At 43.0% G+C, this 26,970-nt stretch carries 27 protein-coding genes; 8 read left to right on the top strand and 19 right to left on the bottom strand.

Translation table 11 applies throughout. The features are described from left to right. Positions 1 to 25: 25 nt before the first annotated feature. Entirely contained in the window at positions 26 to 493 is a 468-nt protein-coding gene (locus tag JOC94_RS05185) for a DUF3237 domain-containing protein (RefSeq protein ID WP_077113783.1), read from the bottom strand. Beyond that, positions 493 to 1,632: a muconate/chloromuconate family cycloisomerase gene (locus JOC94_RS05180; RefSeq protein ID WP_077113782.1), complete on the bottom strand. Its 1,140-nt coding sequence runs from the start codon at positions 1,630 to 1,632 to the stop codon at positions 493 to 495. The genes JOC94_RS05185 and JOC94_RS05180 overlap by 1 nt, the downstream gene beginning before the upstream one ends. A 332-nt stretch (positions 1,633 to 1,964) precedes the next feature. On the opposite strand from JOC94_RS05180, the gene JOC94_RS05175 reads away from it, so the two are divergent. Further along, positions 1,965 to 2,768: an IclR family transcriptional regulator domain-containing protein gene (locus JOC94_RS05175; RefSeq protein WP_236016982.1), complete on the top strand. Its 804-nt coding sequence runs from the start codon at positions 1,965 to 1,967 to the stop codon at positions 2,766 to 2,768. A 171-nt stretch (positions 2,769 to 2,939) separates the two neighbouring features. Here JOC94_RS05175 and JOC94_RS05170 read toward each other — a convergent pair whose 3' ends face one another. The 14 genes from JOC94_RS05170 to kynU all read right to left on the bottom strand — a co-directional run bounded on the left by JOC94_RS05170 (position 2,940) and on the right by kynU (position 19,168). Continuing rightward, the gene (locus JOC94_RS05170) at positions 2,940 to 3,722 is read right to left on the bottom strand and encodes a dioxygenase family protein (RefSeq protein WP_077113780.1); all 783 of its coding nucleotides are present in this window, start codon (positions 3,720 to 3,722) and stop codon (positions 2,940 to 2,942) included. 20 nt (positions 3,723 to 3,742) lie between these two features. Further along, positions 3,743 to 4,285, bottom strand: coding sequence for an FAD synthetase family protein (locus tag JOC94_RS05165; protein WP_077113779.1), 543 nt, complete (start codon positions 4,283 to 4,285; stop codon positions 3,743 to 3,745). A 34-nt stretch (positions 4,286 to 4,319) separates the two neighbouring features. After that, the gene (locus JOC94_RS05160) at positions 4,320 to 5,864 is read right to left on the bottom strand and encodes a 4-hydroxyphenylacetate 3-hydroxylase N-terminal domain-containing protein (protein WP_077113778.1); all 1,545 of its coding nucleotides are present in this window, start codon (positions 5,862 to 5,864) and stop codon (positions 4,320 to 4,322) included. Positions 5,865 to 6,088: 224 nt separating this feature from the next. After that, the gene (locus JOC94_RS05155; protein WP_077113777.1) at positions 6,089 to 7,897 is read right to left on the bottom strand and encodes a XylR N-terminal domain-containing protein; all 1,809 of its coding nucleotides are present in this window, start codon (positions 7,895 to 7,897) and stop codon (positions 6,089 to 6,091) included. A 22-nt stretch (positions 7,898 to 7,919) separates the two neighbouring features. After that, positions 7,920 to 8,393 carry a flavin reductase family protein gene (locus JOC94_RS05150; protein WP_077113776.1) on the bottom strand — a complete coding sequence of 158 codons (474 nt, stop codon included), beginning with the start codon at positions 8,391 to 8,393 and terminating at the stop codon, positions 7,920 to 7,922. A gap of 588 nt (positions 8,394 to 8,981) precedes the next feature. Continuing rightward, on the bottom strand, positions 8,982 to 9,743 hold the full coding sequence (locus JOC94_RS05145) for a DeoR/GlpR family DNA-binding transcription regulator (RefSeq protein WP_077113775.1): 762 nt from the start codon (positions 9,741 to 9,743) through the stop codon (positions 8,982 to 8,984). Then, a complete protein-coding gene (locus JOC94_RS05140; protein WP_171974024.1) occupies positions 9,718 to 9,885 on the bottom strand; it encodes a hypothetical protein in 168 nt (55 codons plus the stop codon). The genes JOC94_RS05145 and JOC94_RS05140 overlap by 26 nt, the downstream gene beginning before the upstream one ends. A gap of 621 nt (positions 9,886 to 10,506) precedes the next feature. Beyond that, positions 10,507 to 11,916, bottom strand: a complete 1,410-nt coding sequence (locus tag JOC94_RS05135) for a sodium:solute symporter (protein WP_077113774.1) — start codon at positions 11,914 to 11,916, stop codon at positions 10,507 to 10,509. 30 nt (positions 11,917 to 11,946) lie between these two features. Next, the gene (gene speB, locus JOC94_RS05130; protein ID WP_077113773.1) at positions 11,947 to 12,909 is read right to left on the bottom strand and encodes an agmatinase; all 963 of its coding nucleotides are present in this window, start codon (positions 12,907 to 12,909) and stop codon (positions 11,947 to 11,949) included. A 155-nt stretch (positions 12,910 to 13,064) separates the two neighbouring features. Next, a complete protein-coding gene (locus tag JOC94_RS05125) occupies positions 13,065 to 14,465 on the bottom strand; it encodes a sigma-54 interaction domain-containing protein (protein ID WP_077113772.1) in 1,401 nt (466 codons plus the stop codon). A 328-nt stretch (positions 14,466 to 14,793) separates the two neighbouring features. Next, the gene (gene kynB / locus JOC94_RS05120) at positions 14,794 to 15,423 is read right to left on the bottom strand and encodes an arylformamidase (RefSeq protein WP_077113771.1); all 630 of its coding nucleotides are present in this window, start codon (positions 15,421 to 15,423) and stop codon (positions 14,794 to 14,796) included. Positions 15,424 to 15,437: 14 nt separating this feature from the next. Continuing rightward, entirely contained in the window at positions 15,438 to 16,781 is a 1,344-nt protein-coding gene (locus JOC94_RS05115; RefSeq protein ID WP_077113770.1) for a sodium-dependent transporter, read from the bottom strand. Between the two features lie 147 nt (positions 16,782 to 16,928). Then, positions 16,929 to 17,783 (bottom strand): tryptophan 2,3-dioxygenase, encoded by an 855-nt coding sequence (gene kynA, locus JOC94_RS05110; protein WP_077113769.1) that lies wholly within the window; start codon positions 17,781 to 17,783, stop codon positions 16,929 to 16,931. A gap of 101 nt (positions 17,784 to 17,884) precedes the next feature. Further along, positions 17,885 to 19,168, bottom strand: a complete 1,284-nt coding sequence (gene kynU / locus JOC94_RS05105; RefSeq protein ID WP_077113768.1) for a kynureninase — start codon at positions 19,166 to 19,168, stop codon at positions 17,885 to 17,887. A gap of 158 nt (positions 19,169 to 19,326) precedes the next feature. Here kynU and JOC94_RS05100 point away from each other — a divergent pair, with 158 nt between their 5' ends. The 3 genes from JOC94_RS05100 to JOC94_RS23630 all read left to right on the top strand — a co-directional run bounded on the left by JOC94_RS05100 (position 19,327) and on the right by JOC94_RS23630 (position 20,592). Beyond that, complete coding sequence (locus JOC94_RS05100) at positions 19,327 to 19,941, top strand: TetR/AcrR family transcriptional regulator (RefSeq protein WP_077113767.1); 615 nt, start codon at positions 19,327 to 19,329, stop codon at positions 19,939 to 19,941. Between the two features lie 85 nt (positions 19,942 to 20,026). Further along, positions 20,027 to 20,230, top strand: a complete 204-nt coding sequence (locus tag JOC94_RS23635) for a zeta toxin family protein (RefSeq protein ID WP_456356007.1) — start codon at positions 20,027 to 20,029, stop codon at positions 20,228 to 20,230. A 17-nt stretch (positions 20,231 to 20,247) separates the two neighbouring features. Beyond that, positions 20,248 to 20,592, top strand: a complete 345-nt coding sequence (locus JOC94_RS23630) for a hypothetical protein (RefSeq protein ID WP_236016981.1) — start codon at positions 20,248 to 20,250, stop codon at positions 20,590 to 20,592. Between the two features lie 269 nt (positions 20,593 to 20,861). On the opposite strand, the gene JOC94_RS05090 is transcribed toward JOC94_RS23630, so the two are convergent. Together JOC94_RS05090 and JOC94_RS05085 are read right to left on the bottom strand one after the other, a co-directional pair. After that, positions 20,862 to 21,596 carry a hypothetical protein gene (locus JOC94_RS05090; RefSeq protein WP_077113766.1) on the bottom strand — a complete coding sequence of 245 codons (735 nt, stop codon included), beginning with the start codon at positions 21,594 to 21,596 and terminating at the stop codon, positions 20,862 to 20,864. 640 nt (positions 21,597 to 22,236) lie between these two features. After that, positions 22,237 to 22,977 (bottom strand): hypothetical protein, encoded by a 741-nt coding sequence (locus JOC94_RS05085; RefSeq protein WP_077113764.1) that lies wholly within the window; start codon positions 22,975 to 22,977, stop codon positions 22,237 to 22,239. A gap of 177 nt (positions 22,978 to 23,154) precedes the next feature. Here JOC94_RS05085 and JOC94_RS05080 point away from each other — a divergent pair, with 177 nt between their 5' ends. Beyond that, positions 23,155 to 23,490: a DoxX family protein gene (locus JOC94_RS05080; protein WP_083717712.1), complete on the top strand. Its 336-nt coding sequence runs from the start codon at positions 23,155 to 23,157 to the stop codon at positions 23,488 to 23,490. Between the two features lie 4 nt (positions 23,491 to 23,494). Here JOC94_RS05080 and thiD read toward each other — a convergent pair whose 3' ends face one another. Next, complete coding sequence (thiD, locus tag JOC94_RS05075; RefSeq protein ID WP_077113762.1) at positions 23,495 to 24,319, bottom strand: bifunctional hydroxymethylpyrimidine kinase/phosphomethylpyrimidine kinase; 825 nt, start codon at positions 24,317 to 24,319, stop codon at positions 23,495 to 23,497. Positions 24,320 to 24,791: 472 nt separating this feature from the next. Between thiD and JOC94_RS05070 the strand changes: the two genes are divergently transcribed. Genes JOC94_RS05070 through JOC94_RS05060 form a run of 3 tightly spaced genes read left to right on the top strand, consistent with a single transcriptional unit; the run spans position 24,792 to position 26,672 of the window. Then, complete coding sequence (locus tag JOC94_RS05070) at positions 24,792 to 25,625, top strand: PHP domain-containing protein (protein ID WP_077113761.1); 834 nt, start codon at positions 24,792 to 24,794, stop codon at positions 25,623 to 25,625. Beyond that, positions 25,622 to 26,425: a sugar phosphate isomerase/epimerase family protein gene (locus JOC94_RS05065; protein ID WP_077113760.1), complete on the top strand. Its 804-nt coding sequence runs from the start codon at positions 25,622 to 25,624 to the stop codon at positions 26,423 to 26,425. Before JOC94_RS05070 ends, JOC94_RS05065 begins: the two co-directional genes overlap by 4 nt. Continuing rightward, a complete protein-coding gene (locus tag JOC94_RS05060) occupies positions 26,400 to 26,672 on the top strand; it encodes a 5'/3'-nucleotidase SurE (protein ID WP_139345717.1) in 273 nt (90 codons plus the stop codon). Before JOC94_RS05065 ends, JOC94_RS05060 begins: the two co-directional genes overlap by 26 nt. The last annotated feature ends 298 nt before the right edge of the window (positions 26,673 to 26,970 follow it).

The raw sequence follows: 26,970 nt of genomic DNA, 5'->3' as shown, positions 1-26,970 counted from the left end.
GTTATACCGATCCCCTCTTTCCGTTTTAATCGACTACATAGATGGAATAATTGACCTTTCCCGGCAACCTGATTCCTCTTGATATAAACAGCCTGCGATTCAGCCAGTCATATTTGGAAGAGGCCGTTTCAAAAATGGGAGCCGTTCGGAAATAGTACTCGTCCGGGTCCACTTGTTCATTGTTGTCCAGGCGCTGAAGCACCTCGGGTTCCCCGGTGCGAATTCCCCGGTACATCATCAAAATCAGCTCCCCGTCATCCGTTTTGAGCAAAATCCGGACGTCTTGGATAATCGTGCCGTCATCCCGTACTGTAATCCAGTCGTCTCCTCCCGGAATCACTTCGGCAGTCAATTTGTCTCCCCGGAGGGCTCCCCCGGTCACACGGATGATCCGGCGGTTCCCAATGGGCGTTTTTCCAGGCAGATGAGGCCCTTCAACCGTTAATTCCATATCACATAAAAAAGAGAGAGCAGGGGCGGGCAGATGTTTCATCAGATCAACACTCCTTTCTCTTCTTTTCTCCTATATTCTTCCACTTTCTGCTCATCCAGCTCGACGCCAAGCCCGGGGCGGTCCGGTACAAAGAGGAAGCCGTCTTTGGTCGTCAGCGGATTTTTCACCAGGTCATCGGCCAGCCAGTCGGGACCGAACAATTCACTGCCCTCATTCAAATTTGGAATCGAGGCATAGACATGGGCGCAGGCGGCTGTTCCAATGGAGCTCTCAAGTGATGTCCCTCCAAAACAAGATATACCAGCGGCTTCGGCAATTCCGGCAATCTTCATTGTATTTTTCATCCCGCCGGATTTATGAATTTTCAAGGAGAAAATATCTGCCGCTTTTTCTGTCGCCAGGCGCAAAGCATCCTGGACAGAAGCCAGACTCTCGTCAGCCATGATCGGAACCTTTTTCATCGCCGACAGCCGGGCCAATCCCTCAATATCTTCGGGAGGAAGAGGCTGCTCCAGAAAATCAATGCCCGCATCAAAGAAAGCATCCATCCATTTCATTGTGGAAATCCGGTCCCATGAGCCGTTCGGATCAATGCCGATTGTAGACCGCCCGCGGATTCCTTCGGCAATACGGATATTGCGCCTTGCATCATTCTCTGGAGCATCATGCCCGGATTTTGTTTTGAAATGGGCATAAGTCCCCGAATGGACATGACCTTTGGCTTCCTCGATATCACCTTCCGGCGTACCGGAAGCAAGCGCCCAGCGGACAGGTATTTTTTCACGGTGCAGGCCGCCAAGCAATTGGTGGACAGGTACCCCATATGTTTTTCCCAATGCATCAAAAAGTGCCATCTCCACCGTCGCTTTGGCAAAAGCATTCCCGCGAATTTGGCGATTCAGCTTCTGCAGAAGTCTTTCAATATACTCGGGCTCTTCATCGAGCAAAAGAGGAGCGGCGTACCGGTCAATGACGAGCTTCATCGTTTCCACACTTTCACCGCTCCACCAGATCCCCGGTGTAGTGCCTTCTCCAATCCCCACTACTCCGTTGTTTAATGTCAACTTGATCAATACAAAGCTTTTGGTGGAAACTTTTTCAGTTGAAAATTGATGAGGCCTTTTTATCGGAATATCAACAATGACCGTTTTTATTTCTTTTATTTTCGTTTTCTCCACTTCTACCCTCCTAACATATTTTTCGTACGCGACAGGAAAGTTGATATTTGCTGTTTAAAATTCATTTCCATGCCCGCCACGACAAATAAATGAAGGCGCAACCATTCGCAACTCCAAACGGATCGTCATCGCAAAATGAATTTGTCCATTGCAAAATAGGTAACTATCGAATACTACAAGTTTTCGATATTAACTACCATCACCTTCTTCGCTCCATTGCCCCGGATGTTTTTTTCATGTTAGCGCTAGCATTTTCTTTGTTTTTATTGTACGATATACGTACAAATATTTAATTATCGTACAACCTTATTATAGCAAGGGAGATGACGAGATTGTCAATAGAAAAAACAAAAAATTCAACAAAGTCTGCAGATTTCGTGCAATCACTTGAGCGCGGACTAGCTGTTATCCAGGCTTTTTCTGAAGAACATCCGTCTTTAACCATTAGTGAAGCCGCAAAAATAACTGGCATTAGCCGTCCGGCTGTTCGAAGAATTCTTCTTACTTTAAAAGAGCTCGGATATGCAGAATGTGCCAATGACCGCTTTTCACTTACCGTCCGTACTCTGTCACTTGGTTATGCCTACCTCTCATCAAAAAATATCTGGCATATCGCTCAGCCTCATATGAAACATTTTGTTGATAAAACGGGGGAATCCTCTTCTATTTCTGTATTGGATGAAACAGAAGTTGTCTATGTCGCCCGGGTTGCCACAAAGAGAATCATGACTATTGCCATTGATGTGGGCACAAGGCTCCCGGCACACGCAACCTCCATGGGGCAAGTATTACTGGCCCACCTTTCGGAAGCCGAGTTGGAAGAATATTTTAAACGGGCAACATTAGAGTCGTTCACAAACAACACCATTACAGATAAGTCACAACTACTTAACGTCTTTGAGCAGATCAGGGAAAACGGATGGATAATGGTTGAACAACAATTGGAGGAAGGGCTGCGATCTATAGCAGTGCCAATAAGAAATTCTAATGGCAAGGTAATAGCAGCAATCAATTGCTCTGCGCACGCCGGAAGGATCACCTCATCAGTCATTCAAGAGCAGTTTCTTCCATTGCTTTTAAAAACAGCAGAAAAAATAAGCAAGGATCTGGCAACTTACGATTCTTCGTTGCTATAGATGACCGATGTTCCCATGAATCCGGTCAAGTCAGACGAAAGGCGACAGTCGATATAAATACAAAACTGATCCAAGCGATCCGCTATTAGCAATCCCAAATCCCCAAATACAAAGCAGGTGGAAACGCAGCTTTTTCCACCTGACTTATTTGTCGTGACTTTTTACAACATGTTACTGCGGGCGCATGACGAAATTCAAAGAAGCCTCCTTATGTCCGCTTTTATCCTCCAGCTTTGTGACAAGGTCTGTCCGTACCCCGTCTGCCACATCTGTTTCCAGCCACTCATCCCCCTCAAAAAACACTTGGGTAATCAACGTTTCATGTCCCTCCGCCTCAAACATGAGATGAAGATGGGCCGGGCGCATCGGATGCTGGTCCATATACTTCAAGAATTCCCCTGTCGGACCGTCTGCCGGTATGGAGTACGGAACAGGCACGATTGTCTTCACTTCAAAATCTCCGTTTTCATCTGTATAAAAATGCCCTCTTAGATTGTATCTCGGTGCATCTGCATCAAAAGCAGAGTATTTCCCTGAATGGTCATTTTGCCACATCTCAACACGGGTGTTTGGAAGTGGCATGCCATCCGTGCTGCTCACATTTCCTTTAAACATCAACACCTCACCCGCTTCATCGTGCCGCTGCGTCAATACGAGAGGCTTCCCGGGCTCTTTCTTCAGCAATGGTGAGCCTTCAATAAAATACGGTCCCAATAATGACGGCTGGGTTCCAGGTTTATTGGTATACATCGCTTTGAGCACATGGGATTCAAGGAAAACATCCGTATACAGGGGAAGTTCACCGGCTCGTCCCAGACGGTCCGCCCAGTTGACAAAGTTCGTGTACTCTTCATGGTTTAACTTGGCTTCCTTTAAAAAGTTTTGCACGTGCTTAACAAATAAATGAAACACTTCCTCGACACGTTCATTTTTTTGTACCGCTTGCTTTTGCATAGATAATTCCTCCCTAGATATTAGTGAATTTCCAGGCTTTGTCTCCCCAACAAATCTCGCACTTTGATCCAGTCATTCTTCTGAAGCAATTTTCTAATTCTCGTAGATGAAATTCTTTTTCCTTGTTCACATGTTACAACAGGATGAATATTCACTTTCAAATATTCCGAGAGCCATTCCACGCTGCCTTCTTTGTCCTTCCCAAACCGAAAATCCGGTCCCACCCATATATCACGTGCTCCCAACAAACGTAGCTCCTTGATAAATTCTAATGGAGGCCTGGAAGCATAATGTCTGTTAAAATGTGCGACTATTGTAAAATCGACATTCAACTCCTTAATCAGAGCCATTTTTTCTTCAATGCTTGTTAACATCCGCTCGCTTTGAAAATAAACCCGAGGAGGAGGATCAAAGGTGTAAACGACAGATGGCACATCTAATTCGCGAGCCCTTTTGACCACCCGTTTAATCAATGTTTGATGTCCACGGTGCAAGCCGTCAAAAGCTCCGATGGAAACTACAGAAGATTTCAGAATCAGCTCATTTTCACGAAAGACTTTCATGCTGTTTTCCTCCTCATGCCAATATGAAAAAATATCAGTTTTGGAAATAATTTACATCATCCGGGTTCAGCCAAGTGTCGTTCACCCAGCCATCGAGGTCATAGTCAGCCATGCATTGCTCGGCAAATGCAATATATTGATCGGCCGCACCCGTCTGGTTGGCAACTGTCAAGTTCTCCAATCGGATATTTTCGTGGTTTCCGGAGTAGTTTCGTTCGTATAACTCATGGCGCCCACCGTACTCCGTACCAACAACTTCCCATAACAGCTTAATCAGCTTGATTTTTTCAAGAGAAGTGATGCCGTTGGACCCCCGATATAGTCGGTCGATCAACGGTCTTAATTCGGGGTTTTTAAAATCGGCCGCACTGGAAGGCTGCACGATCAAATTGCCGGCCACCACGTTTTCAATGATCCCTTTGATTTTTGGCCAGCCATCAGACATAAACACACGATAGGATAGCCCATATTTTAAGTTCGGCAAAACCGTTCCATTCCGCCCTTGATCAGGGTTCATGGCCATCGAATCACTAAGTGACCAAAACATATTTTTCCAAGCCAACACTTCGCCCACATTTGCCTGGACGCCGCGAAATTGATCCGTTCCGTTTGTTTTGACGGCTTTTAAAAGCAATCCGGAAATAAAATCGAGTTTCACCGCCAGTCTCGTTACCCCGTGAAACGTAAAGCGATGAAGAAAACCGCTCTCGGGAAAAAAGTTGTTGGCCTTTTCGACGTCCCGATAAATAAGAACATTTTCCCAAGGGATAAGTGCCCGGTCGAAAATAAGTACAGCATCGTTTTCATCGAAGCGGCTACTCAACGGATAGTCAAAAGGACTGCCCATCACCGCTGCCTGCATTTCATACGATTGACGGCAGATTAATTTCACTCCTGGCGTATCCATAGGGGCAATAAACACCAAGGCCATATCCTCTGAGCCAACCGGAACAGCGCCATAATGAGCAACAAAGTTGTAGTTTGTAAGAGCAGAACCAGTCGCAACCATTTTCGCACCGCTGACAATAACACCTTTATCTGTTTCCTCTTCCACCCTGACAAAGACATCCCGGACAGCTTCCAATGGTTTATTACGGTCAACAGGAGGATTGATGATCGCATGGTTAAAAAACCAGTTTCTTTCTTGGGCCTCTTTATACCAATATCTGGCATTGTCATCATAAGGAGCATAATAATCAGGATCTGCCCCTAATGTAGCTAAAAAAGAGGCCTTGTAATCCGGTGACCTCCCCATTTGGCCATAGGTGATTTTTGCCCATTCCGCAATGGCATCCCTTGAACCAATGAGATCATCCACTGTCCTGTCATATTGGAAAAACCTCTGCGTATAACCGTTGTTTCCCGTATCTGTTTCAGTTGTTAAAATTGCTTTCGTTTTTTCATCGTGTAAGGCATCGTATTGGCGAGCAATGGATCTCGCTGCATTTCTGAAAGCGGGATGAGTTGTGACATCTTTGACTCTTTCACCATGAATCCAAACTTCTCTGTTGTCCTTCAAACTTTCTAAGTACTCTTTTCCTGTCAATGGCAGCTTTACTTTTTGCTTTTGCGTGACCATTTAAGCCCTCCTTAAAAATATTTTTAAAGCGCTTTCAACTGCTGATTTTATTATGAATGTGTTTCAGCACAATCGTAAGTGCAAAAGAATATGAATATTCCTCCTATTACTATTATTTTTTGTGGTATTGCAGAAAGGCAAATGCCGTATTTGAGCTTGACCCACCTTCTCCTATGTTGGATACGCTTCCCATAAAAAAATCCTGCTGAAATAGCAGGATTCCACTAAGAATGTATGATTGGGGGCTTTTTTCCATTAATTAGCATGGCAAAATAAATTTGGAGAGCCAATTGACAATGAAATCGACCTTCTCCCGTCTTCAGATCAACGTCACACAACTCCGCAATCCGGTCCAAACGATATCGTAATCCAGCAATCGAAAGATGGAGCTTATCAGCGGTCTGTTGCAGGTTTCCATTATAATCAAGATACGTTTTTAAGGTGATTAAAAAATGAGACTCATTCACCTTGTCATACTCTATCAATTCACCGATTGTCTTTTTATAAAATTCTATAAGCTCTGTTTGGTCCGTTCCTTTTAAAAACATCATAATGGACCCCATATCTTCATACAGAGATATCAAACTGTCCGCTGGATGAGTCAGATGGATAAAATTGCTGATGGAACGAGCATCTTCATAGCTCTTCCTCAAATCAGCAAGATTCTTCGACTTTCTGCCAACGCCAATATAAAATCTGCCATTTTTAAACTGCTGTTTCAACTGTGTAAGGAGATTTGCAGAAACATGAAGAATTTGCTCCATATCTTCGTTGGTTAAAATCATGATAATAAACTCATCATTGGAAAAGAAATCTTTCTTAGAATAATCTGGATGCAGTTTTAAAAATTGCATGACATCCTGCCGTTTTTCGGAAGGTTCCACCTTAATGGAAATGACTCGGTTCGGATTATTGGGAAGAAAATGAAACAAATGCGAAAACTTTTCATAACCTTCATCAATGGAATGATGAAGCATTTCCTCAAAGAAATTTTCCTTCTTTTTCCATAGTGAACGAGTGATTTTCCAATCATGATACATTTGGACGGTAAAGATGCTTCGTGCCCGGCTTATAATAAGCTGATCTTTTTGAGTCATTTTTTCACGGCCTATGACTACCAACCGGCCAAGATTGACCGCGTTTGCTCTAATAGGAAATGTTGAAATGTCATTATGCCTTTCCTCTGTATAAATAAACCGATCAGACCAATTATGATAAATCGCCTCATCCTCCCTATCTAAAAAAGCGCTTTCAATCTGTTTGTTATAATAATCAATCACCAGACTTCTATTTAAAACGCGGGCAACAAATTGAACAGTTTCCGATAGCCCTTTATCTTCCAACAAATAATTCGTTAATTCTTCGTGAATTTTATCTGATTCGATAATGGTTTGATTGATGCTGTTCAGCTCTTGATAAGCCCGGTCCAGTTCGGAAACCAAAGTTTCGGCTTTGTAATAATTCAAATAGGACTTATGCTTTTCTTCAAGCTGTTCAACGGTTTTCGCAACAAAACGGCAATAGGAGTCTCCTTTTCCAAAGCAGCATTCTTCATAGGCGATGACATCTTTTCCAAAAGCGCTTGTTAAATAACCGCTTGCATAGCCGACAAGAATCCAGCAAGTGTGATCATTGCCCGCTCCTAAATATTCAATATGTTCTTTGGCCTCAAAGGAATTCCTCCAAAATCCGGTAAAGTGAATCGAGCTTTCCGTTAGTTCAATTGTGTCAGGCTCAACGGTGACAACCCCTTCCAAGGTATGAAGCACCGGGCCGGCCAACAGCAATTCCTTGGGATTTTTCCAATTATACATGGAAGCAATTGTTTCTCCGTCCTTTTTTCCCCATTCCCATCCATATCTCATTAAAAACCCTTTGGCCCGCTCCATTCCGAGCGTATTGATTAAATCACGCCGCAAAAGGCCCAAGGCTTCAACGGAAACCAAGACGCTTCTCTTATGATTGAACTTGATAATCCCTGTTCGAGGATCTGTTTCGATCAGATTGTCAAACAATAATTGGCTCGCCTTCACTCGTCAGTGACCCCCTTTATATTTAAGAGAGAATATGATTTGAATGTATCTTGGAAAACTGCCCACCATAATAAAGAAGCGGCTGTCCCGGATGATATTCAAAGCTTTTTACTTCCCCCAGAAAAAGAACATGATCCCCGCCATCATATGACTTCCATGGCTCACACTCGATATATGCCAGCGCCTCTTTAATTCTTTTTCCCAGCATACCATTTTCCCATTCAAACGGTTGATTTTTTTGAGGCCTTCCGGCAAAGTGCATGGCGATATCTTGCTGATCCTCTTTTAAAATATTGACAATAAATCGATTGTTTTCAAGGACACTCAAAGCTCTTGTTTTCCGATCGACAGAAACTAAGATTAACATTGGATCAAGCGATACAGATGTAAAGGAGTTTGCAGTAAATCCATGAGTACCTGTTTCCGTCTCACTCGTAATGATCGTTACACCCGTAGCAAACTGCCCTGCACAATTTCGAAATTCTCTCGTATCCATTTCATCTCTCCTCACTTTTAAGTCAATTTATTTAAAATTGTAACAATATTCGCGTCCACAATGAACCGTAAAAACCGGTAGATAATTTGCCGCTTACTTGCAAAAATACACGAACCACTTCACAGGGAACACTAAACATCATGAACAATTAAATGGAACACTAAGCGATTAAATCTTATTGAAAAGCAATTTTCGATGGTAATAATGTTCGCTTTGAGGGAAATAGCACTATGGCTAACGGGGGTGTGAGAAGAAACTGAACAGACAAGTTCCACACAAACGTTGGTACTTTAATGAAATCGCATTTAAAAAAGAAATATAAGGCCTGATCTCTATACGATACCGAGTTTAGGCCTTACCGACTCAAGTTCTTCACTGGACGCTTAACAGTTTTTACCCAGCTTCAGAGAAGCTTTGCAAAATAGTGATTCATATGGAAATCGTTTGACTGAATACTTTTACCCTGCATTGATGTATTTTTATACAATACAGGTGTCAATAGCATTCTACAAAATGCGCTGTACGCCACATCCAATGAGTCTTGTATAAATGATACACTAGAGAAGCTCAAATGAAACCCTTTTATACTTAGGCTAAATGAAAATCAATGTTGGCATTTGACAAAATGTATTTTTGCTCTGCGTCTAATTCCTTAGTAGTAATGAGGGTGTCAATTTCTTTCATATCCGCTACTTTGTATAAAGATATTTTGCCGATTTTAGTATGGTCAGCCATAACAATCACTTTTTTGGCGGAACGGATCATCGCCCTTTTTGCTGACACTAAATAATCATCAAAATGAGTGAGGCCGTGTGTGTGGTGGAAGGCGGGCGTCCCAATAAATGCCGTGTGTACATGCAGCTCTTTTAATGCCTGATCTGTCAACATGCCATTTAGCATATAACTTTCCGGAAAAAGCGTTCCCCCGGTGACAATCACCTTCGTTGACTTCGAAAAGCGCAGCTTGGCGGCAATATTAATATCGTTCGTTATGACAGTAATGTCCTTTTTATGTAAAATGGCATCAATGACATGCACAGTAGTCGTCCCTGAGTCTAAAATGATGTTATCTCCATCATTGATAAACTCTCCCGCCAGTTTGCCCATTCTTTTTTTCTCTTCGTACCACACTGATTCCCGTTCTTGAAATGGCGGTTCAGAATGCACTTCATCCTCAATCATGACTCCACCATGAGTCCGCTTCAACTTTCCTTCTTTTTCAAGGAGAGATAAGTCTCTTCGAATCGTCGCTTCATGAACACTAAAGTGCTGTGCCAATTCCGCCACTGTTGCCACCCTGTTTTTCCTGACAAACTCCAATACTTTATTTTGCCTGTCGAGTATGAGCAATGTAGTCACCCCAATCAAAGTATAAATATGATTTTTCCCATTTTTTCTCCTGCACAATTTGATCCATAGCGATCACCAAATCTTCAATTGTTTTGATGTAAAAAGGAGTTTCCGGAACTAGTTTCAGAAAGGTTTTTTGCAATGTGTAAGGCCCCCAGATTCTGAAAAGGATCTTCTTGAGCGGCTGAAAATGGGAATTCCTTTCTCCAATACATCTCTCGTATTGATTGGAACGTGATCTTCTGATACTCCCAATAATAGTAATTTACCATTACGAGAAATTAAATCAATGGCTCGATGAATGACAGTCTCACAAAATTTGCCGCCGCTACATTCAAAAAAACCGGCTACTCATGCAAGTTTATGTGGACGTATTTGAAAAAAAGGATTACATGTTTCTTCAACAGTCAACGCATCAGCAGTTGGAGCAGCCGTTTTAGGAGCAGTTACGGCAGGAGAATATAAGAAGCATCTCAGCGGATGAAACAACCTTTTATTTACATAAGGAAAGATATGCTGAATGATGTAAAATGTATGGTGAAATGCACCATTATTTTGGTCTCCAACGTCCGGAATTCATGGAGTAACGTGACGGCCGTTTTGGGGTGGGTCCATTTTTAAACGGGGATCAACCATTTATGAAAAGCAGCATTTACCAGTTAGGAGAGAATTTTAAAAAGGATTACCATGCTACGCTGAAACCTGCATGGTAATCCTTTTTCAGCAAGTAAATTGCTTCTTTATAAAACCTTTCGTTTACCGCTTACATTTCCTTTACGTTCAGGTCAACTTCTTTGCCTTTGTTGGGCGACCATATTGAAACTGTAATCATGACAACAAAGCTGACGGCAATACCGTAGATGATGGGTGCCGTAGATGTAATGCCTTCAATGGCCAATCCGGCCAAAATAACGGCGGTACTCGCGATAATGGCATAAAATGCGGCCTTGGCCGTTGCTTTTTTCCAGAACAATCCTAGAATAACCGGCGCAAAAATGCCTCCCGATAATACGGCATATGCCACATCAAGCGCCACAAGCACATCCTGAATCCATAATGCACAGACAATCGTCAATATGCCAATGACTGTTGTAACGACTCTCGATAATGCCAAGTATTGATCATCTGTTATATTTTTCAAGAAAAACCGTTTGATAATATCGTTTGAAATCAATGTCGAAGAGGCGAGCAATGTACCGGAAGCGGTAGACATGAGCGCTGAGACAACCGCCGCGATCACCAAGCCTAATACCCCGGAAGGCAAAATGGCAACAGCCATGCTGGCAAATGTATTTTGTGTATCTTCCAAATTAGGCAAGATGACGAAAGCGCACATGCCGATAATCGCAACGGCAACGCCGTAAAGCAAGCTGTAAACACCGGCTGCAACAGTACCGGCCCGTGCAATTTTAATTGTTTTCGCTGTCAATATTCGCTGCCAAATATCCTGGGCCACAACCATTCCAAGGGCAAAAAGCAAGAAATACTGAAATATTTCTTGGCCGCCGATTCCGGTAAAAGTAAAGTATGTGTCCGGCAATTGACTTTGCAGATTGGACCAGCCTCCGGCTTTGGAAAGACCGAGCGGAAGCATGATGAAGAAAACCCCGATCGTCATAATGATAAATTGTACAATATCCGTCATCGTAACCGACCACATGCCGCCAAGGATTGTATAGAATAAAACAACTCCTCCTCCCACCAGCATGGAAACGGTTAAATTCCAGCCAAGTAAAACGTTTAAAATCGTACCCATTCCAATTACTTGCGTAACGGAAACCATCATCGCATATGTCGCGGCAATCACAGCGCTGACAAGGCCTGCTTCCACCCCAAAGCGCTTACTCAAATATTCACTAATAGTCATGACAGAAAGATTGGAGATTTTTTTGGCGAGAAAAATGCCGAGCAGCATAATCCCCAAACCGAGCATAACGACAAGCCACATGCCGGATATCCCAAATTCATAACCAAGTTTGGTGGAGCCAATCGTTGATGCCCCACCTAAAATAACAGCTCCGAGACAGCCGAAATACATAAAGAAACCAAGATTTCTTCCGGCTAATACATAATCCTCAGATGTTTTGGCCCGTCGGGAACCAATAATCCCAACAATAACCAACAGCAGCAAATAGGCAATCATGATAGCAACGTCTAATGTGTTAAAGTTCATGCTGCTTCCCCCTTTACTTCTCTGAACTTTTTAATCTTTAGATTCCTTTTTCAACTGGCGTCTTTTCTTTAAAGCCGTCAGCGTAATCATTTCATAAATCACTGAAGAAGCGAGTACAGCCGTAATTTCGTTGGCATCATAGCTCGGCAGCACTTCCACCAAGTCAAAACCGACCACATCCAACCCATCAAGACCCCGTACATATTCAAGCGCTTCATAGCTAGTTGGTCCCCCAACTTCCGGTGTTCCTGTACCCGGAGCGTATGCGGGATCTACGAAATCGATATCATATGTGACAAATACTGGACGGTCTTTGACCCGGTCATGGATTCTTTTCATTACCTGTTCAAAGCCAATCTTCCGCATTTCCTTCATCGGAATGACTTCAAAACCGAGCTTTCGTGCATCCTCAATATCATCCGGGCTATACAGCGGCCCTCTCATTCCAACTTGGATCGAGTGCTCGACATCAAGAAGCCCTTCTTCCACGGCACGGCGGAAAGGTGTTCCATGCATATATTTTTCCCCGTAATAATGCTCCCACGTATCGCCATGGGAATCAAAATGAACCAAAGCGATTTTACCGAATTTTTTATGAAAAGCTCTCAAGTTTCCCAATGAGATGGAATGATCGCCACCCATAATAATCGGTATGACGTTTTTTTCTAAAAGCGGTGTCAGCTCTTCCACCATATTGTCATAAGTTCGAAGGGCATTTCCCGGAATGACGTTAATATCCCCATAATCCACCCCGGAACAATATTCAAAAATATCAATATCCATATCCGGATTGTAGGGGCGAAGGAGCACTGAAAAGTTGCGGATATGCTGCGGCCCGAAACGCTGGCCAGTCCGATTTGAAGCCGCTGTATCAAACGGGCAACCCAGAACGGCAAAGTCAATTCCTTCAGTTGTTCGTATTTGTTCTAATCTCATAAAAGTCCTCGTTCCGACAAATCGCGGGGACTGTGAAGAATCTTTTGGTTTATACATAAAATAACCTCCTGTCAGTTTTTATAGTCTCAAAATATACATTGCAAAATCCGTGCCAACTTTCGAGAAGCGCGGGTATTGAATCTGGCCCATAAAAAAAATCCATTAATGCATCAAAAAGACTTCTTTCGATTCATTAATGGATTATAATTCATTTATGAATTAATTCCGTATTTTTTCAGCTTACGAACAACGCTTGACTGGCTGATGCCCAAGTATTCGGCCATTTCATAGGTTGTTTTATATTGTCTGGCGGCCCGTTTCAACCAGCGGATCTCCACCTGCTCCAATGCCTGCTGCAAGCTTCCCCCTTCTTCTTCCCATCCTTCCCCTTCCGGCTCCAGGTCAGGTAAAGCTGCGGCAGCATGTGCATAAAAAGGCAAAGCATTTGGATAAATTACCCTGCCTTCTGTCGTAATGACGAGCCGCTCGACCAAATTCTCCAACTCCCTGACATTCCCCGGCCATTGATAATCGAGCATTGCGTTGACTGTCGCCTGATGAAAAACTTTATCGGTTTTATATTTTTCATTAAATTTCTCCAAATAAAAGTGGCACAACTGCAATAAATCATCCTTGCGCTCCCTGAGCGGCGGAATCGTAATCGGCACTACATTCAGGCGATAGTAGAGGTCTTCACGAAATTGTCCTTTCTGGACCATCTCCCATAAATCCCTGTTTGTCGAGACAATGATTCTGAAATTAATATTTTTCGGCTGTGTCCCGCCAATTCGGGTTATTTTCTTTTCCTGAATCACCTTCAGCAATTTTGCCTGAAGTCCGAGCGGCAGCTCCCCGACCTCATCTAAAAAAAGTGTGCCATGATTGGACAGCTCAATTAATCCGGGCTTGCCTTCTTTGTTCGCCCCGGTAAAGGCTCCCCGCTCATACCCAAACATTTCCGATTCAAACAATGTTTCCGGAATAGCTCCGCAGTTTACCTCAATAAATGCCTCTTTTCTCCGATCACTTTTTTCATGGATCGCTTTTGCAAACACGTTTTTACCGACGCCCGATTCTCCCAGAAACACGACGGTCGCATCTGATATGGCGACCCGCTGCACAAGCTGCCAAATGTTGTGCATTTCTTTACTCTTAAATGTAATGCCCTCAAGAATTTGTTCTTTATCCCGTAATTCCTGAATTTCGCTCTCATAATATTCCATTTTGGCGCGCAGTTCTTCATAATCTTCCTTGAGCTGCCGTAATTCCGTTAAATCATGTGAAAAACTGATGACCCGGATCATGTTGCCTTCATGATCAAACACCGGAAGAGCCGTTGCCATGACCGAGCGGCCCGTCAGTGTATGCTGCATCACCTGAACTTCTTTTTTCTCGGCGAGTACTCTTCTCGTAACGGAGGGAGAAAAAATTCCTTTCCGTTCCAACTCATCAACGTTTTTTCCAATCAGTTCTTCCGCTACTTTTCCATAAATGGATAAGCAGTTCGGACTTGCCCTCAACACTTTTCCTTGACCATCCGTAATGACGATATTGTCATACGAAGCGTCCAATATGGCTTTTAACTCCATTTCAAGAATATCTTCTTCGTTCATGATCCATCACTCGTTTTTCTTCATTATAATTGAAGTTATTTTATCATAAGTTTGCGACAAAACCGAAAGGGATGATAGCAAGTCAGGAAATCAAACTTGATTGAATAACATGGACTGTGAACCAGAAGCAGCCTTTTAACAGCGGCCTCATTAAAAGCTGGAGCTAAAGGTTTTTTTCCTGAAAATGGATACTTTCTTTGATATAGCCCAGGAAATAGGCATCCGTCCTGTTTCTAGTAGGGAGAACAGGAATCGCTATCTGTTGGCTGGGAGCCATTCGGAGCCGCCAAAAGAAAATGGACTCCCCCGCAGAGTCCATTCTTGTTGGCTAAATAGGCCTTATCACTGCGCGAACCGGGCTTCCGTCCGCTCCTTCAATCGCAAGGGGGAGGGCAATTAATTCATAGTTACCAGGTTCTACCTTTTCCAATACAATGTTCTCTAAAATAAACACGTCGTTTTCATGGAGAGAGTGATGTGCCAGCATTTTTTTGCTGTCAACGGGGTCAACGGATGGCGTATCGATTCCAAGCAAGCGAACCCCTTTTTCCTTTAAATAAGGCCCAACATCTTCACGCAAAACGGTATATTTTTCCGGAAAAACCGTCAAATCCCTGTCCGTCATGGTCCGTAAAAGAAGCCGGGGCACCCCTTCAATCCCAAACGGCTCAAGCTCAGCGCGCCCCACGCTCTCATATCCCGTGACATCAATGACCCGGGCAGTCCCAATATAAAGGTCAATATCCAGTTCATGTACTTTTTTTCCCTCATGATCAAAATGAAATGGCGCATCAATATGAGTTCCGGAATGAACACTTGTCGTTATCTGACCGATATTGACCGAGCCAGTTTGCTCTTTGGTATAACTGAGTTGAAAAGAAAACGGCGTATCCCCTGGCCAAACAGCCATTTCATTTGTCAGCGGCTGCGAAATATCAATCCATTTCTTTTTCTCCATCTATATCACTCCATTTAAATGAGTCCCAACGTATTTAAGAATACCACCACAATCGTAGCGGGGACAATCCAAGTCATCAGCAGGCGCCATCCGGAATAAAAACCCGGAGCGATGGTGCCATTCAACAAAAATTCTTCCTTAACGAGGACCTTATCCATTCGATGGATAATGAACAGCGCAATCAACAAACTGCCAAATGGAAGCATGAGATTACTCACCAAATAATCGGTCGCATCAAAAACACTTTTGCCAAAAATCGTAAAGTTGGAAAGACTGCTAGAGGACAATGCAGCTGGGATCGCTGCAATAAAAATCACAACTCCTGCAAGCCAGGTGACTTGTTTCCTTGACCGCTTTCCATTTGCGGTGAAAGCTGCAACTATGATTTCGTATAAACTGAATGATGACGTCAATGTGGCAAATAAAAACAAAAGCAAGAACATGCTTAAGAACACTTCACCGAAAGGCAACTGCGAAAAAACAGACGGCAACACAATAAAAAGTAGTCCCGGACCTTCCGCCGGCTCATATCCGAAAGCGAATACAACCGGAAAAATCGCTAACCCTGCCAATAATGAAACGAATATATTCATTCCCACAACCGATCCGGCAGAGGAAGTCAGGCTGACATCTTTTTTCAAATAAGAACTGTACGTGACCATGCACGAAAAGCCGACAGCGAGCGAAAAGAATGATTGTCCCAAAGCATATAACAGCGATTCACCCGTTATGTTTGAAAAATCGGGAGCCAGAAAAAACTTCACGCCCTCCATCGCGCCATCAAGCGTCAAGGAGCGAATGACAAGAATGATAAAAAAGAGAAACAAAAGCGGCATCATATATTTATTCGCTTTTTCGATACCATTTTGAACTCCCGAGGCAATGACAAGCACGTTGGCGAGCGTAAACAAAAGCAGTCCCAGTAGCGTGATCCACGGAGAACCGGTCACTGCTCCAAACAAGTCCGGATAATTGGCGCCGTCGGCAATAATTTTCCCGGGGAGCGACAAACCGCTATAAATAAGCACCCAGCCCCCGACAACACTATAAAAGGAAAGAAGCAAAAAACAACCAAGTAAGCCGAGCCTGCCGACCCACACCCAGAAACTATCGGGAGCCAACTTTTTGTATGCGCTAAGCGCCTCCCTGCCACTCCCTCTCCCGATAATAAACTCCGAAATGAGCATTGGCAGTCCGATTAACAAAGTGAATACGACAAAAATGAGAAAAAAAGCTCCGCCGCCGCTCATTCCAGTTACATATGGGAACTTCCAAATGGCCCCCAAGCCGATCGCCGCCCCGGCGGAAGCCAAAATAAAGCCAAGCTTGGATGACCATTGTTCCTTTCTTTCTTCCATACCATTTCCCCCTGTTTGTCCAAATAGTCTTTCAATTTATATAAAACACCGCCGGCTGCTTACCGGCGTTGACGTATGCTGAAGGTGCGCTCCCCACCTTCCCTTCCGCGAAATTTTAAAAGATCCCGGGTGCGTCATCTTTCTATTTTACAGCTCTGTTCTCAAATCCCACAATTCAGGGAAGAAACGATGATCTAATACTTGTTTCAAATAATTAACTCCGGAAGAACCACCTGTCCCTGTTTTAAAGCCGATAATACGCTCGACAGTTTTCATATGGCGGAAGCGCCATTGCTGGAGCCAATCCTCAATATCGACAAGCTTTTCTGCCAGCTCGTACAAATCCCAATATTGATCCACATTACGGTACACTTCCTTCCAGGCAGCCGCAACCGTCGGATCTCCTCCGTACGTTTTGGAAAAGTCGCGGTTCAACAATTCCGGATTGATCGGAAATCCTGCGCGAGCCAATGCTTGAATGGACACATCGTAAATGCTTGGAGCTTGGTGGGCCTGCTGAAGCATTTCATGCACTTTTGGATCTTTCTCGTATATTGTTAAAATATGGGTTGATTTGTAGCCGAGGGCAAACTCGATCAATCTGTATTGGTACGATTGAAAACCCGAGGCCCGGCCAAGGGAATCACGAAACTCCAGGTATTCCGCGGGTGTAAGTGTCGATAAAACATCCCAAGCTTGAATAATTTGTGTTTGTGTTTTTGATACTCGTGACAGCATTTTGAAAGCGGCATGCAATTCCCCTTTTTCAATTGCCTGGATGGCTGCTGTCATTTCATGCAATATGAGCTTCATCCACAGCTCACTCACTTGATGAATAATGATAAACAACATTTCATCATGGTGATCGGACAGCCTTTTCTGACTCGATAAAATTTTCTCTAGCCCCAAATACTCCCCATATGTCATGTCTTTTTTAAAATCCGTATAAATACCCTTTTCACTTTCAAGTTTTTGATGAAGTTCCGAAATGGATTTTGCCATGTTGTCTCCCCCTTTTAACATTCACAAAGTTAGTGAAATCGCCTCCACTTTAGATGAAATGGAACGGGCAGTGCCGACCGCGTCCCGTTTTCCAACATACACTATGCGACTACGTCTCTTTTATTTTCAAACTGCTTGTATTGTTCTTCGGCCATAATCTTCTTCAATGCTTGAACCGTTCTCCATACTTCTTCATACGTGTTGTAGAGGGCAACCGGAGCCAAGCGTATTCCTTTCGGCGTCCGGAAATCCGGAATAATGCCATTTTCTTTTAACGCCTTGCAAATTCTCGCCGCTTCATCATGTTCAAGATAAATATGTCCGCCTCTTTTATCCTCGTCACGCGGATTGGCAACGACAAATCCGAAATCCTTTAATTCTGCGTCAATTAACTTCATCATATATTCTGTCATGTCCAACGATTTTTTGCGAATTTTTTCGATGCCCACTTCGTTGAACATCGTTAAAGAACCGTATAATGGCGCCGCGCTCAGAAGGTGCGGCGTTCCCATTTGAAATGCTCCCGCATCAGGCGCTGGTGTCAGTGTATGTTCCATATCAAATTGCTTTTCTTTATGCGATCCAAACCAGCCCGCAAGTCCGGGGTTCGCTCCAAAATGCGCTTCATTGACATACAGGCCAGCCACCGCGCCGGGACCGCCATTTAAATGTTTGTATGAACACCAAAAGGCAAAATCGACACCCCACTCACTTAATTGATGGGGAATGGCGCCGATTGAATGGCACAAGTCAAAGGCAATCAAAATCCCCCGTTTATGCGCTTCTTTCGTCAAGCGTTCCATATCCAAGATTTGCCCGCTGCGATAGAGTACTCCGGCAAGGACAATCAATGCCACGTCGTCCGTCATTGCATTGATAATATCCTCTTCGCAAAGCGTCTGGCCGTCAGCGCTTTTTACTTGAATCAAATGCTCTTCCGGATCAAGACCATGTATACCCAGTTGGCTTTTCAATGCGTAAATGTCTGTCGGAAAATTCAACTCATCGGCAAGAATTTTTGTTCTATTTCCTTTAGGTTTGAAAAAAGTTGAGACGATTTGGTGCAAGTTCACGGTCGTCGATCCGGTGACAATGACTTCTTCGGGCTTGGCGCCAATAAGAGGAGCAGTCATCTCGCCCAGTTTCTCGGAAAAATAAAACCACGGATGTTCTCCCTTCGTCCAGCCATCTATACCATATGTCTTCCAGGAATCTAGCATCCGCCAAAGAGAGTCTTCTGCCCGCTTCGACAGCAGACCGAGCGAATTTCCATCCATATAAATGATTCCGGGTTGAATATAAAATTCTTCCCGATACTGCTTCAGTTCGTCCTCTTCATCCAGCTGACGTGCATATTCTTGTGTTAAATAAGCGTTTTCATTCATATAAAATTCTCCTTCATAACCGATAGTTGACTATAATCATAATATAACCCAGACGATGACATCAAGTCAATGACATAATGTCAATGAAATATTTGCCTGTTACATACATACAAGCTAATATATACATAGACATCTTTCATTCTGAGAGGACGAACAAAATGGAAGGAACAGAACAATTAACGAAACGGCAAATGAAAGCCCTTCAAACGAGAGAAAATCTGCTGAAGGCCGGCCGCGCCGTTTTTCTCGAAAATGGATTTCAAAAAGCAACAATGACCCAAATTAATAAAATGGCCCATACAGGATACGGCACCGCGTATGTGTATTTCCGGAACAAAGATGAATTGTTTGTGGAGTTAATGGAAACGATCATGCAAAAGATGTATGAGGTGGCGGATCTTCCGTTCCGACCTAAAACAAAAGAAGAAGCCTTTTCCCAGATACAAAAACAAACACAGCTATTTTTAAAAGCCGCATTGGAAGAAAAAGCGATCATGCAAATTGTAAAGGAAGCCATCGGCGCTTCAGAAATTGTCAGTGAAAAATGGAATAACATTCGCACCCGCTTTATTAACGGCATTACCACCGATATCGACTTCGTTCAAAAAACAGGTCTTGCGCGTCCGGACTTGGATGCATCCCTTATCGCCAAAGGTTGGTTTTACATGAACGAACAGCTCATGTGGGATCTCGTGTTGGAAGAAGTAGACGGGGACTTTGAAAAAGTGGCGGTAAACCTTGTGAAACTGTACACTGGAGGGCTTTATCAGTAAGCCGGTATCACTTAAGAAAATTCGTTCGATCACTCTTCTAATGTTTTTTTGAGACAACTAAAAAACCTTGGGATAACGTCCCGGAATGGAAGAGGAGATATTTATGAATCAAGGCAGAATTATGATCATTACTGGTTCACCAGGGGCTGGTAAAAGTACAACGGCATATATTGTTGCTAAAGAATCTAATTTATCAAAGTCAGTACATATGCACACGGATGATTTTTATCACTATATTCAAAAGGGGGTAATACCCCATTTTCACCGGAATCACAAGAACAAAACTTAGTTGTAATGGAAGCTTTTTTGGAAGCTGCAAAACGTTTGGCGCGTGGTGGGTACGATGTGATTGTAGATGGAATCGTTGGTCCTTGGTTTCTGGAGCCATGGTTTAAAGTTGTACAAGATCATTATGAAGTACATTACATTATTTTAAGAGCGGCCAAAGAAGAAACAATGAAACGAGCCATTAACCGTGCCAAATTGGACGAAGATGCCAACATTAAATTGGTGGAAAAAATGTGGGCGCAATTTAACAATCTGGGTTCCCTTGAATCCAATATTATTGACACAACAAATCAATCAATCGAACAAAGTGTTTCAACGATAAAAGCTGTGATTGAAAAGAAATCTTCCTTACTCACTATCTGATATGACATAAAGGTTCAATAAACGGGCGCTTTAATCGCATAAAAGAAGCGCATATATGATGTATGACAGGGAAGCAACCTGCTACATACGAAGAGTTTAAAAAAATTGAGGCAATACATCCAGTACTACAATACTAACCCATCGAACAGAAATTGGCTGGCATGAGTCCGGCTCTGTACCGTCTTCATTCCAGCCAACAGACTGCTTCATATAAAACTTTAACGTGTTGGGATCGTCTCACTTTTCCATTTAGGTGGGCGCGTTTTCCTTTACATTCCCGGATGTCCTTCCATGAAAATAATTTTCTCTTCCTTAAAAGGAAACAATTTCATTTCCCTTGCTTTTTCACCGTGGTTAATCATAATCTCATGGAAAATTTCTTCGTCAGACTTTCCGTCTGTATTCACTCCCAGCTTTTCAGCGGCCCGGTGAATCATCGTATGTCTCACTTCTTTGGCCAGTTCGCGAAGATCCTTGCCTTCCGTGGAGATTCCCAACTCTTCTGCATGCTTCAGAACTTGTGCTTCCCAAACTTCTTTCCTTAACTCCTTTAACGACTTTCCTTCTGTTGAAATGCCGAGTTCATGCGCTTGTTCACTGAGCCTCGCCTTTTTGACCTCTTTCTTTAATGTGTTCAAATCCTTGCCTTCTGTTTGAATACCATATTGCTTCGCGATATTTTTCATCCAAACCATCTGGATTTCCTTTTCTAATTGTTCCGTTGTTTTCCCTTCAGTGCTGATACCAAATTCCCCTGCTTGCTTTTGCAAATACTTTTCTTTTATTTCCTTATGTAAGGTTTCCGTATCTTTCCCTTCCGTGTCGATGCCCAACATCTCGGCGTATTTTTTCGTTAACTCCGGATCACTTTTATTTACTTGCTCCGCTGTAAAATTGCGCTTCCCCAATTCCTTGCCTAATTCAACATCGCCCGCCATCGCTGTTCCGGCGAAACCAACTACGAAAGTTAACAGCAACAGCATTCCGGCACACATCTTTTTCATAAAACATTCCTCCTTGACAAAAAATACTCATACATAGCATTCCCTGTCGTTCACAGATCATGTGCATATTGGTAGTTCTCCCGGAAAATCGGAGAAGGAGCATTTACCAATAACCGAGGTTAGTCAATCTTTTGGAGAGTATGTACCGATAATCGGAGTGGAGTTCAATCTTTTGGAGAACATTTTCCGACAATCGAAGTTGCCTTCAATCTTTTAGATCGTATTGTACCGATAACTGGAGTGGCGTTAAATCTTTTGGAGAGTATTTTCCAACAAATGGAGTGGCGTTCGGTCCTTGAGAGTATGTACCGACAACCGGAGTGGCCTTCGATCATCCGAAGTGTATTAGCCGATAAACCAAGTGGCCTTCAACCTTTTTGCGAGTATTTTCCAACAAACAGAGTGGCGTTAAATCTTTTGGAGAGTATTTTCCAACAAACGGAGTGGAGTTCAATCCTTGAGAGTATGTACCTACAACCAGAGTGGCCTTCAATCCTTGAAGTATTTGCCGATAATCGGAGTTTCGTTTGATCATTTGGGAAGTATTGCTTCGTGTTCCAAGTACTTGGACTATATTTCAAGTTTCTTTCGGACAAAAAATTCCCGAACGCAAGCCATATGGCTCGCATTCGGGACTGGTCTAATCCGTACCTTTTTTCTGCTTCTCCTTCTGCTCTAACAGGAAAACCTGGCCGGTCAATAATTTATAAATATATGAAGAGGTAAGCTGGTAGCCATTTTCGATTTTTTCTGCCAAGTGGCCCGCTCTTTCAAATATAATGGAGCGAAGATTTGTAACTTGCCGTAACACTTTTTCCGTTAACGCCTCCTGATTATCGAGCCTGTCAAGGAGTTCTTGGTGCCTTTCTTCTTGCTTGGATATCTGAATCCCCATGTCCTTTTGGAACTCATGGTGCTCGCGCAAATCGGCCAGAAAATCTTCGATTGTCGCTTCCTGCTTTTCCAGACGGTTTTCAATATCTTGTTGCATTTGCTTAAGATTGTGCAATTTTTCCAGGATGTCCTGTTTTAATTGGCTGTCCTCATTCAGCAATATCTGAAGATGCTCGTTCTGGCTCTCAATATTCTCCAGCCAGTTCTTTACATAATCCTCGAATTCCTTGCGTTTTCCGTTGATTTTCCGCTGTTCATTAAATTTATAGTATATCTTTCGCCAACGCTGTTGCTGGGCATGTTCTTGCTGTTCTATTTTATGATTTAAGCCCTTTAAGGACTGATCAATCTTGGACTGTACTCGCTTTTGCTCTTCAATGAGATCGGACCAATAATCGTATTTGGCAATCGATTGGTTCTGCCCGTCGATTTCCTCTTCCGTTTTAAAAATATAAGGATGTTCCTCATCATTGAAGTATATTGCCATCTTTCCACCCCCTTGCGGCCCCATATATTAGTCTATGCAATATGGCTGACAAGGGAGACATTGGAACAACAGATGGTTTGCGGGCATTTATTTTTAAAAAATAAAAAATAACGCATTTACGTTCATTATGTTCATATCTATATACAAAGACAAGCTCTTATTTGGGGGGGATGGGCTTTGACAATCGTCCGATATCTCGTCGGCTATGTGTTTATAACTTCCGGAATCATGAAATTTGTCAATCCTGAATTGGGTGAAACATTTATTAGCTTGAATTTGCCTTTTCCGCTGCAATTCATGACTGCTATAGCCGTTATTGAAATCATTTGCGGCTTACTCATCATTTTAAAAAAATGGGTGCAACAGGCCACGTTCCCATTAATTGGCATTATGATCGGCGCGATTATTTTAACAAAATTTCCCGTGTTGAATGATAGTTTTATGCAGTTTGCTTTTAATGCAAGACTAGATATCGTTATGCTTGTACTGTTAGCTTATTTGTACTTTGAGTAAATGTTTATTCGACTGTTACTTTTACGCCTTCTTCTCCGTATTTATGATAAGCGGCATGATAAGTCGGGCCAACGCCCCGCTTGAATTGAATCGAATGGCGGATGGCCGCAGTGATAAATTTCTTTGCTTCCTCCACCGCTTCGGGAACTGCTTTGCCTTTTGCCAATTCTGCCGCAATGGCCGCAGAATAACTGCAACCCGCCCCATTCGTATGAATCGTGTCAATTCGCGGAGCATCCAGTACATAAAACTTTTCCCCATCATATAACACATCGGTGGCAGGTCCTTCTAAGCGCCCTCCCTTGACAAGAACATATTTCGGACCCAGGTCGGCCAAGGCTTTCGCGGATTCTTTCAAATCTTCGACCGTTTTCAGCTCGTCTGTCTCAAGCAACCGAGCAGCTTCCGGCATATTGGGTGTGATAACCGTAGCGAGCGGCAGTAGTTTCTCTTTCAGCGCGATGATCGCTTCGTCTTTCAATAAAGGCGAGCCCATCTTCCCAATCATGACGGGATCTACCACAACACTAGACACACCGGACTCTTCAATCCAGCTTGCCACGCTGCCAATATTTTCTTCCGTAAACAGCATTCCCACTTTAATGGCATCCGCTCCAATGTCCCGAAGGGCAGTGTAAACTTGTGCTTCTATCGCATCCACCGGCAGAGGAAAAATCCCCTGGTCTGTCCTTGGGTGATTAGCCACAATGGCCGTAATGGCGCTCATTCCAAATACATCCAGTTCCTGAAATGTTTTCAAATCCGCTTGGATCCCCGCTCCTCCTCTCGCGGCAGAACCCGCAATGGATAATGCTCTATGTATACTCATCTTACCAATTCCTTTCATTTGCTTTTTTCAGATTCCCGAATAAAAAACCTGTATGGCGTATAACTACCCTGGCAACACTTTGCAGCCAGCTTTTGCCATAACCTAGAATAATACAAGAAAATTGTCCGATATCATTGTACCAAGAATCGCTTGATATTTCTTTTACTTACGTTTAAAAAATGCCTGTCCGATCCTTTCCGAGTTGAAAACTTGGTTTTACAACCGCCATTGCCCGCCAAATGTAAACTGAGTGTTAAAATTTTTACATTGGGTAAATACCACTTGAAAAGTCCCCCGACTTCATGTCTCTATATGCTTGTATGGATCCACTTTTTTCAAAAAAACAGCCGAATACGACACAGGCGATCTACTTTACAATAACTTTACGACTAACTTAATGAAACCTAATAAGTGATTGATATTCCTCCGCTATTGTTATAGATGAGGATTTTTGTGGAAATGGAGGGTGATCATGAAGGTCGATTTACATATCCATAGTACGTATTCAGATGGTCAGTGGACGCCTTTCAAACTAGTAGAAGAAGCCAGTTTCCGCGGCGTCTCCATCATGGCGATTACAGATCATGATGAAATGGCAGGTTCAAAAGAAATTCGGGAAAGCGCTGCCAAGAAAGGGATAACTATCATTTCAGGAATCGAATTAAACACCGACGGCGAAGAAGGAGAACTTCATATTTTAGGCTATGGGTTTGATGTTGAGAATAAAAGATTATGCGAATATATTCATTGGCGGCAACAAGAGCGGGTTTTTTGGAGCAAAAAAATTGTCGCAAAGTTGCAGCAGCTCGGTTATTTGATCGACTGGGACGCTTGTTGGAAACGCGCAAATGAAAAAGTCATTGTCAGAACACATATTGCAGATGAACTTGTTGATCAAGGCTACTTTTCTGATCGAGAGCACGCTTTTCAAGCGTTGCTCATGAAAGGCGCGCCAGCCTTTGTTGATCGCGAAGGACTGTCGGCGACAGAAGCTATCGAGCTCATTCACCACGCCGGCGGAAAGGCATTTGTGGCCCATCCGGGAGAATATAGTTGGGAATGGTCCTTAAAAAAATTGGTAGACCGGGGACTGGACGGAATTGAAGTTTACTATTCCAGACATAAACAAATGACCACATTATATTGGAATCATATGGCTGATACATTTAACCTGTTAAAAAGTGTCGGAAGCGACTTTCACGGACCCACATCAAGAAGCCCTTACCCTATTGGATCGGTTCATTTTAACGAAAATGAGGTGTTGGCCTGGTTGAAAGAGCTTTCTATTGAGGAGGGAGTATATTGAAGTTATACGCCTCATCGACATTAATGTGGGGAAAAGGAATCCGCGAAATGGCACAACTGGCACATGAGTTTCATCTGGATGGAATCGAATTATGGGCAGAGCAGGCTTGGTTTTGCCATATGAATACACGGGAGATTGTCCAGGTGCTTAAACAATATGGATTGGATGTAACGGTCCATGCGGCTAGTTGGGATACAAATATTTGTTCATTAAATGAAAGGATACGAAGAAAATCGTTGGAGGAAATTTTTCGCTCCATTATTTTTGCGGATGCCATTCAAGCAAAGAATGTAACCGTCCATCCCGGAAAAAGGACGTTATCCGCCGAATGGACTTTGTGGCATGAAAAAATATTAAACCAGAGCCTCGATCAATTAGAAGAAATAGCAAATCATTATGGGATTACTTTATCAGTTGAATTAATGGAAGAAGTCGATAAAGAATTGATCACGACGGCCGCTGCCTTAAACAGATTTATCACTCATCGATCCGAAGCGATTCAGACGACATTCCATATAACGCATATCTCGCTCGATAACGTATTGAATGATTTGCAACGTGTGAATAAAATGTATTTGCGTGACTCAACCTTGGAACAACCTCATGCTCCTCTTGGAGACGGTAAAATAAAACAAAAACAATTCCTGGAACGAATCATGAACAAAGACTATATAACGGTTTTGGATGGATTTGACACGAGTGAAAATGCTTGGATGCTCCAGAAACACTTATCTTATTTGGAGACATGCCGCCAAGCAATGGAGGAGATCAAGTTTGAAGTTTTTAGTAACAAACGATGACGGCAGTTTTGCGCCGGGTCTGGAAGCTCTCGTAGAAGTTCTTCTGCATTTTGGGGAAGTTCATGTTGTCTGTCCGGATCAAGAAAGCAGTGCTGTAAGCCATTCCACATTGGATCCCAGGTTTATATTATTGATCGCATTCATCCTGCCGTATTCAATGTGCTTGCCCTTTCCCAAAGCCTTCCCGCCGCATTTTGGGCATTCTGTTGCTGACGTTTTTTCGTTCATCCATGTTTCTCTCCTCTGATCGCATTTCATGGCAAATGCCTTAAAAGGTAATTATTTCCTTATTTCCTCAGTATAACAAAAAAGGCTTCTCTATCATTTTTGAAGCACCCCATCTTTTTCAAATGGGGTTACCTAGCTGGGAAAGCTATTACTTTCCGTCCATATCCTTATAAGATTATAGATGTTTGTAAGATCCAACTCATTTGACAAATTGGGAAATCAGTCTGTCGCAAAAACAAAAATGCTGGTTATTTCTCGGGAAATATGACAGGGAGGGTGACATGTCTCGTCCATTCATTTAACATAAGAAGAGGAGG

Source organism: Siminovitchia thermophila (assembly GCF_016909185.1).
Taxonomy (GTDB): domain Bacteria; phylum Bacillota; class Bacilli; order Bacillales; family Bacillaceae_C; genus Siminovitchia; species Siminovitchia thermophila.
Note: the sequence above shows the minus strand (reverse complement) of the source record. Positions and strands in the feature narration are given on the sequence as shown.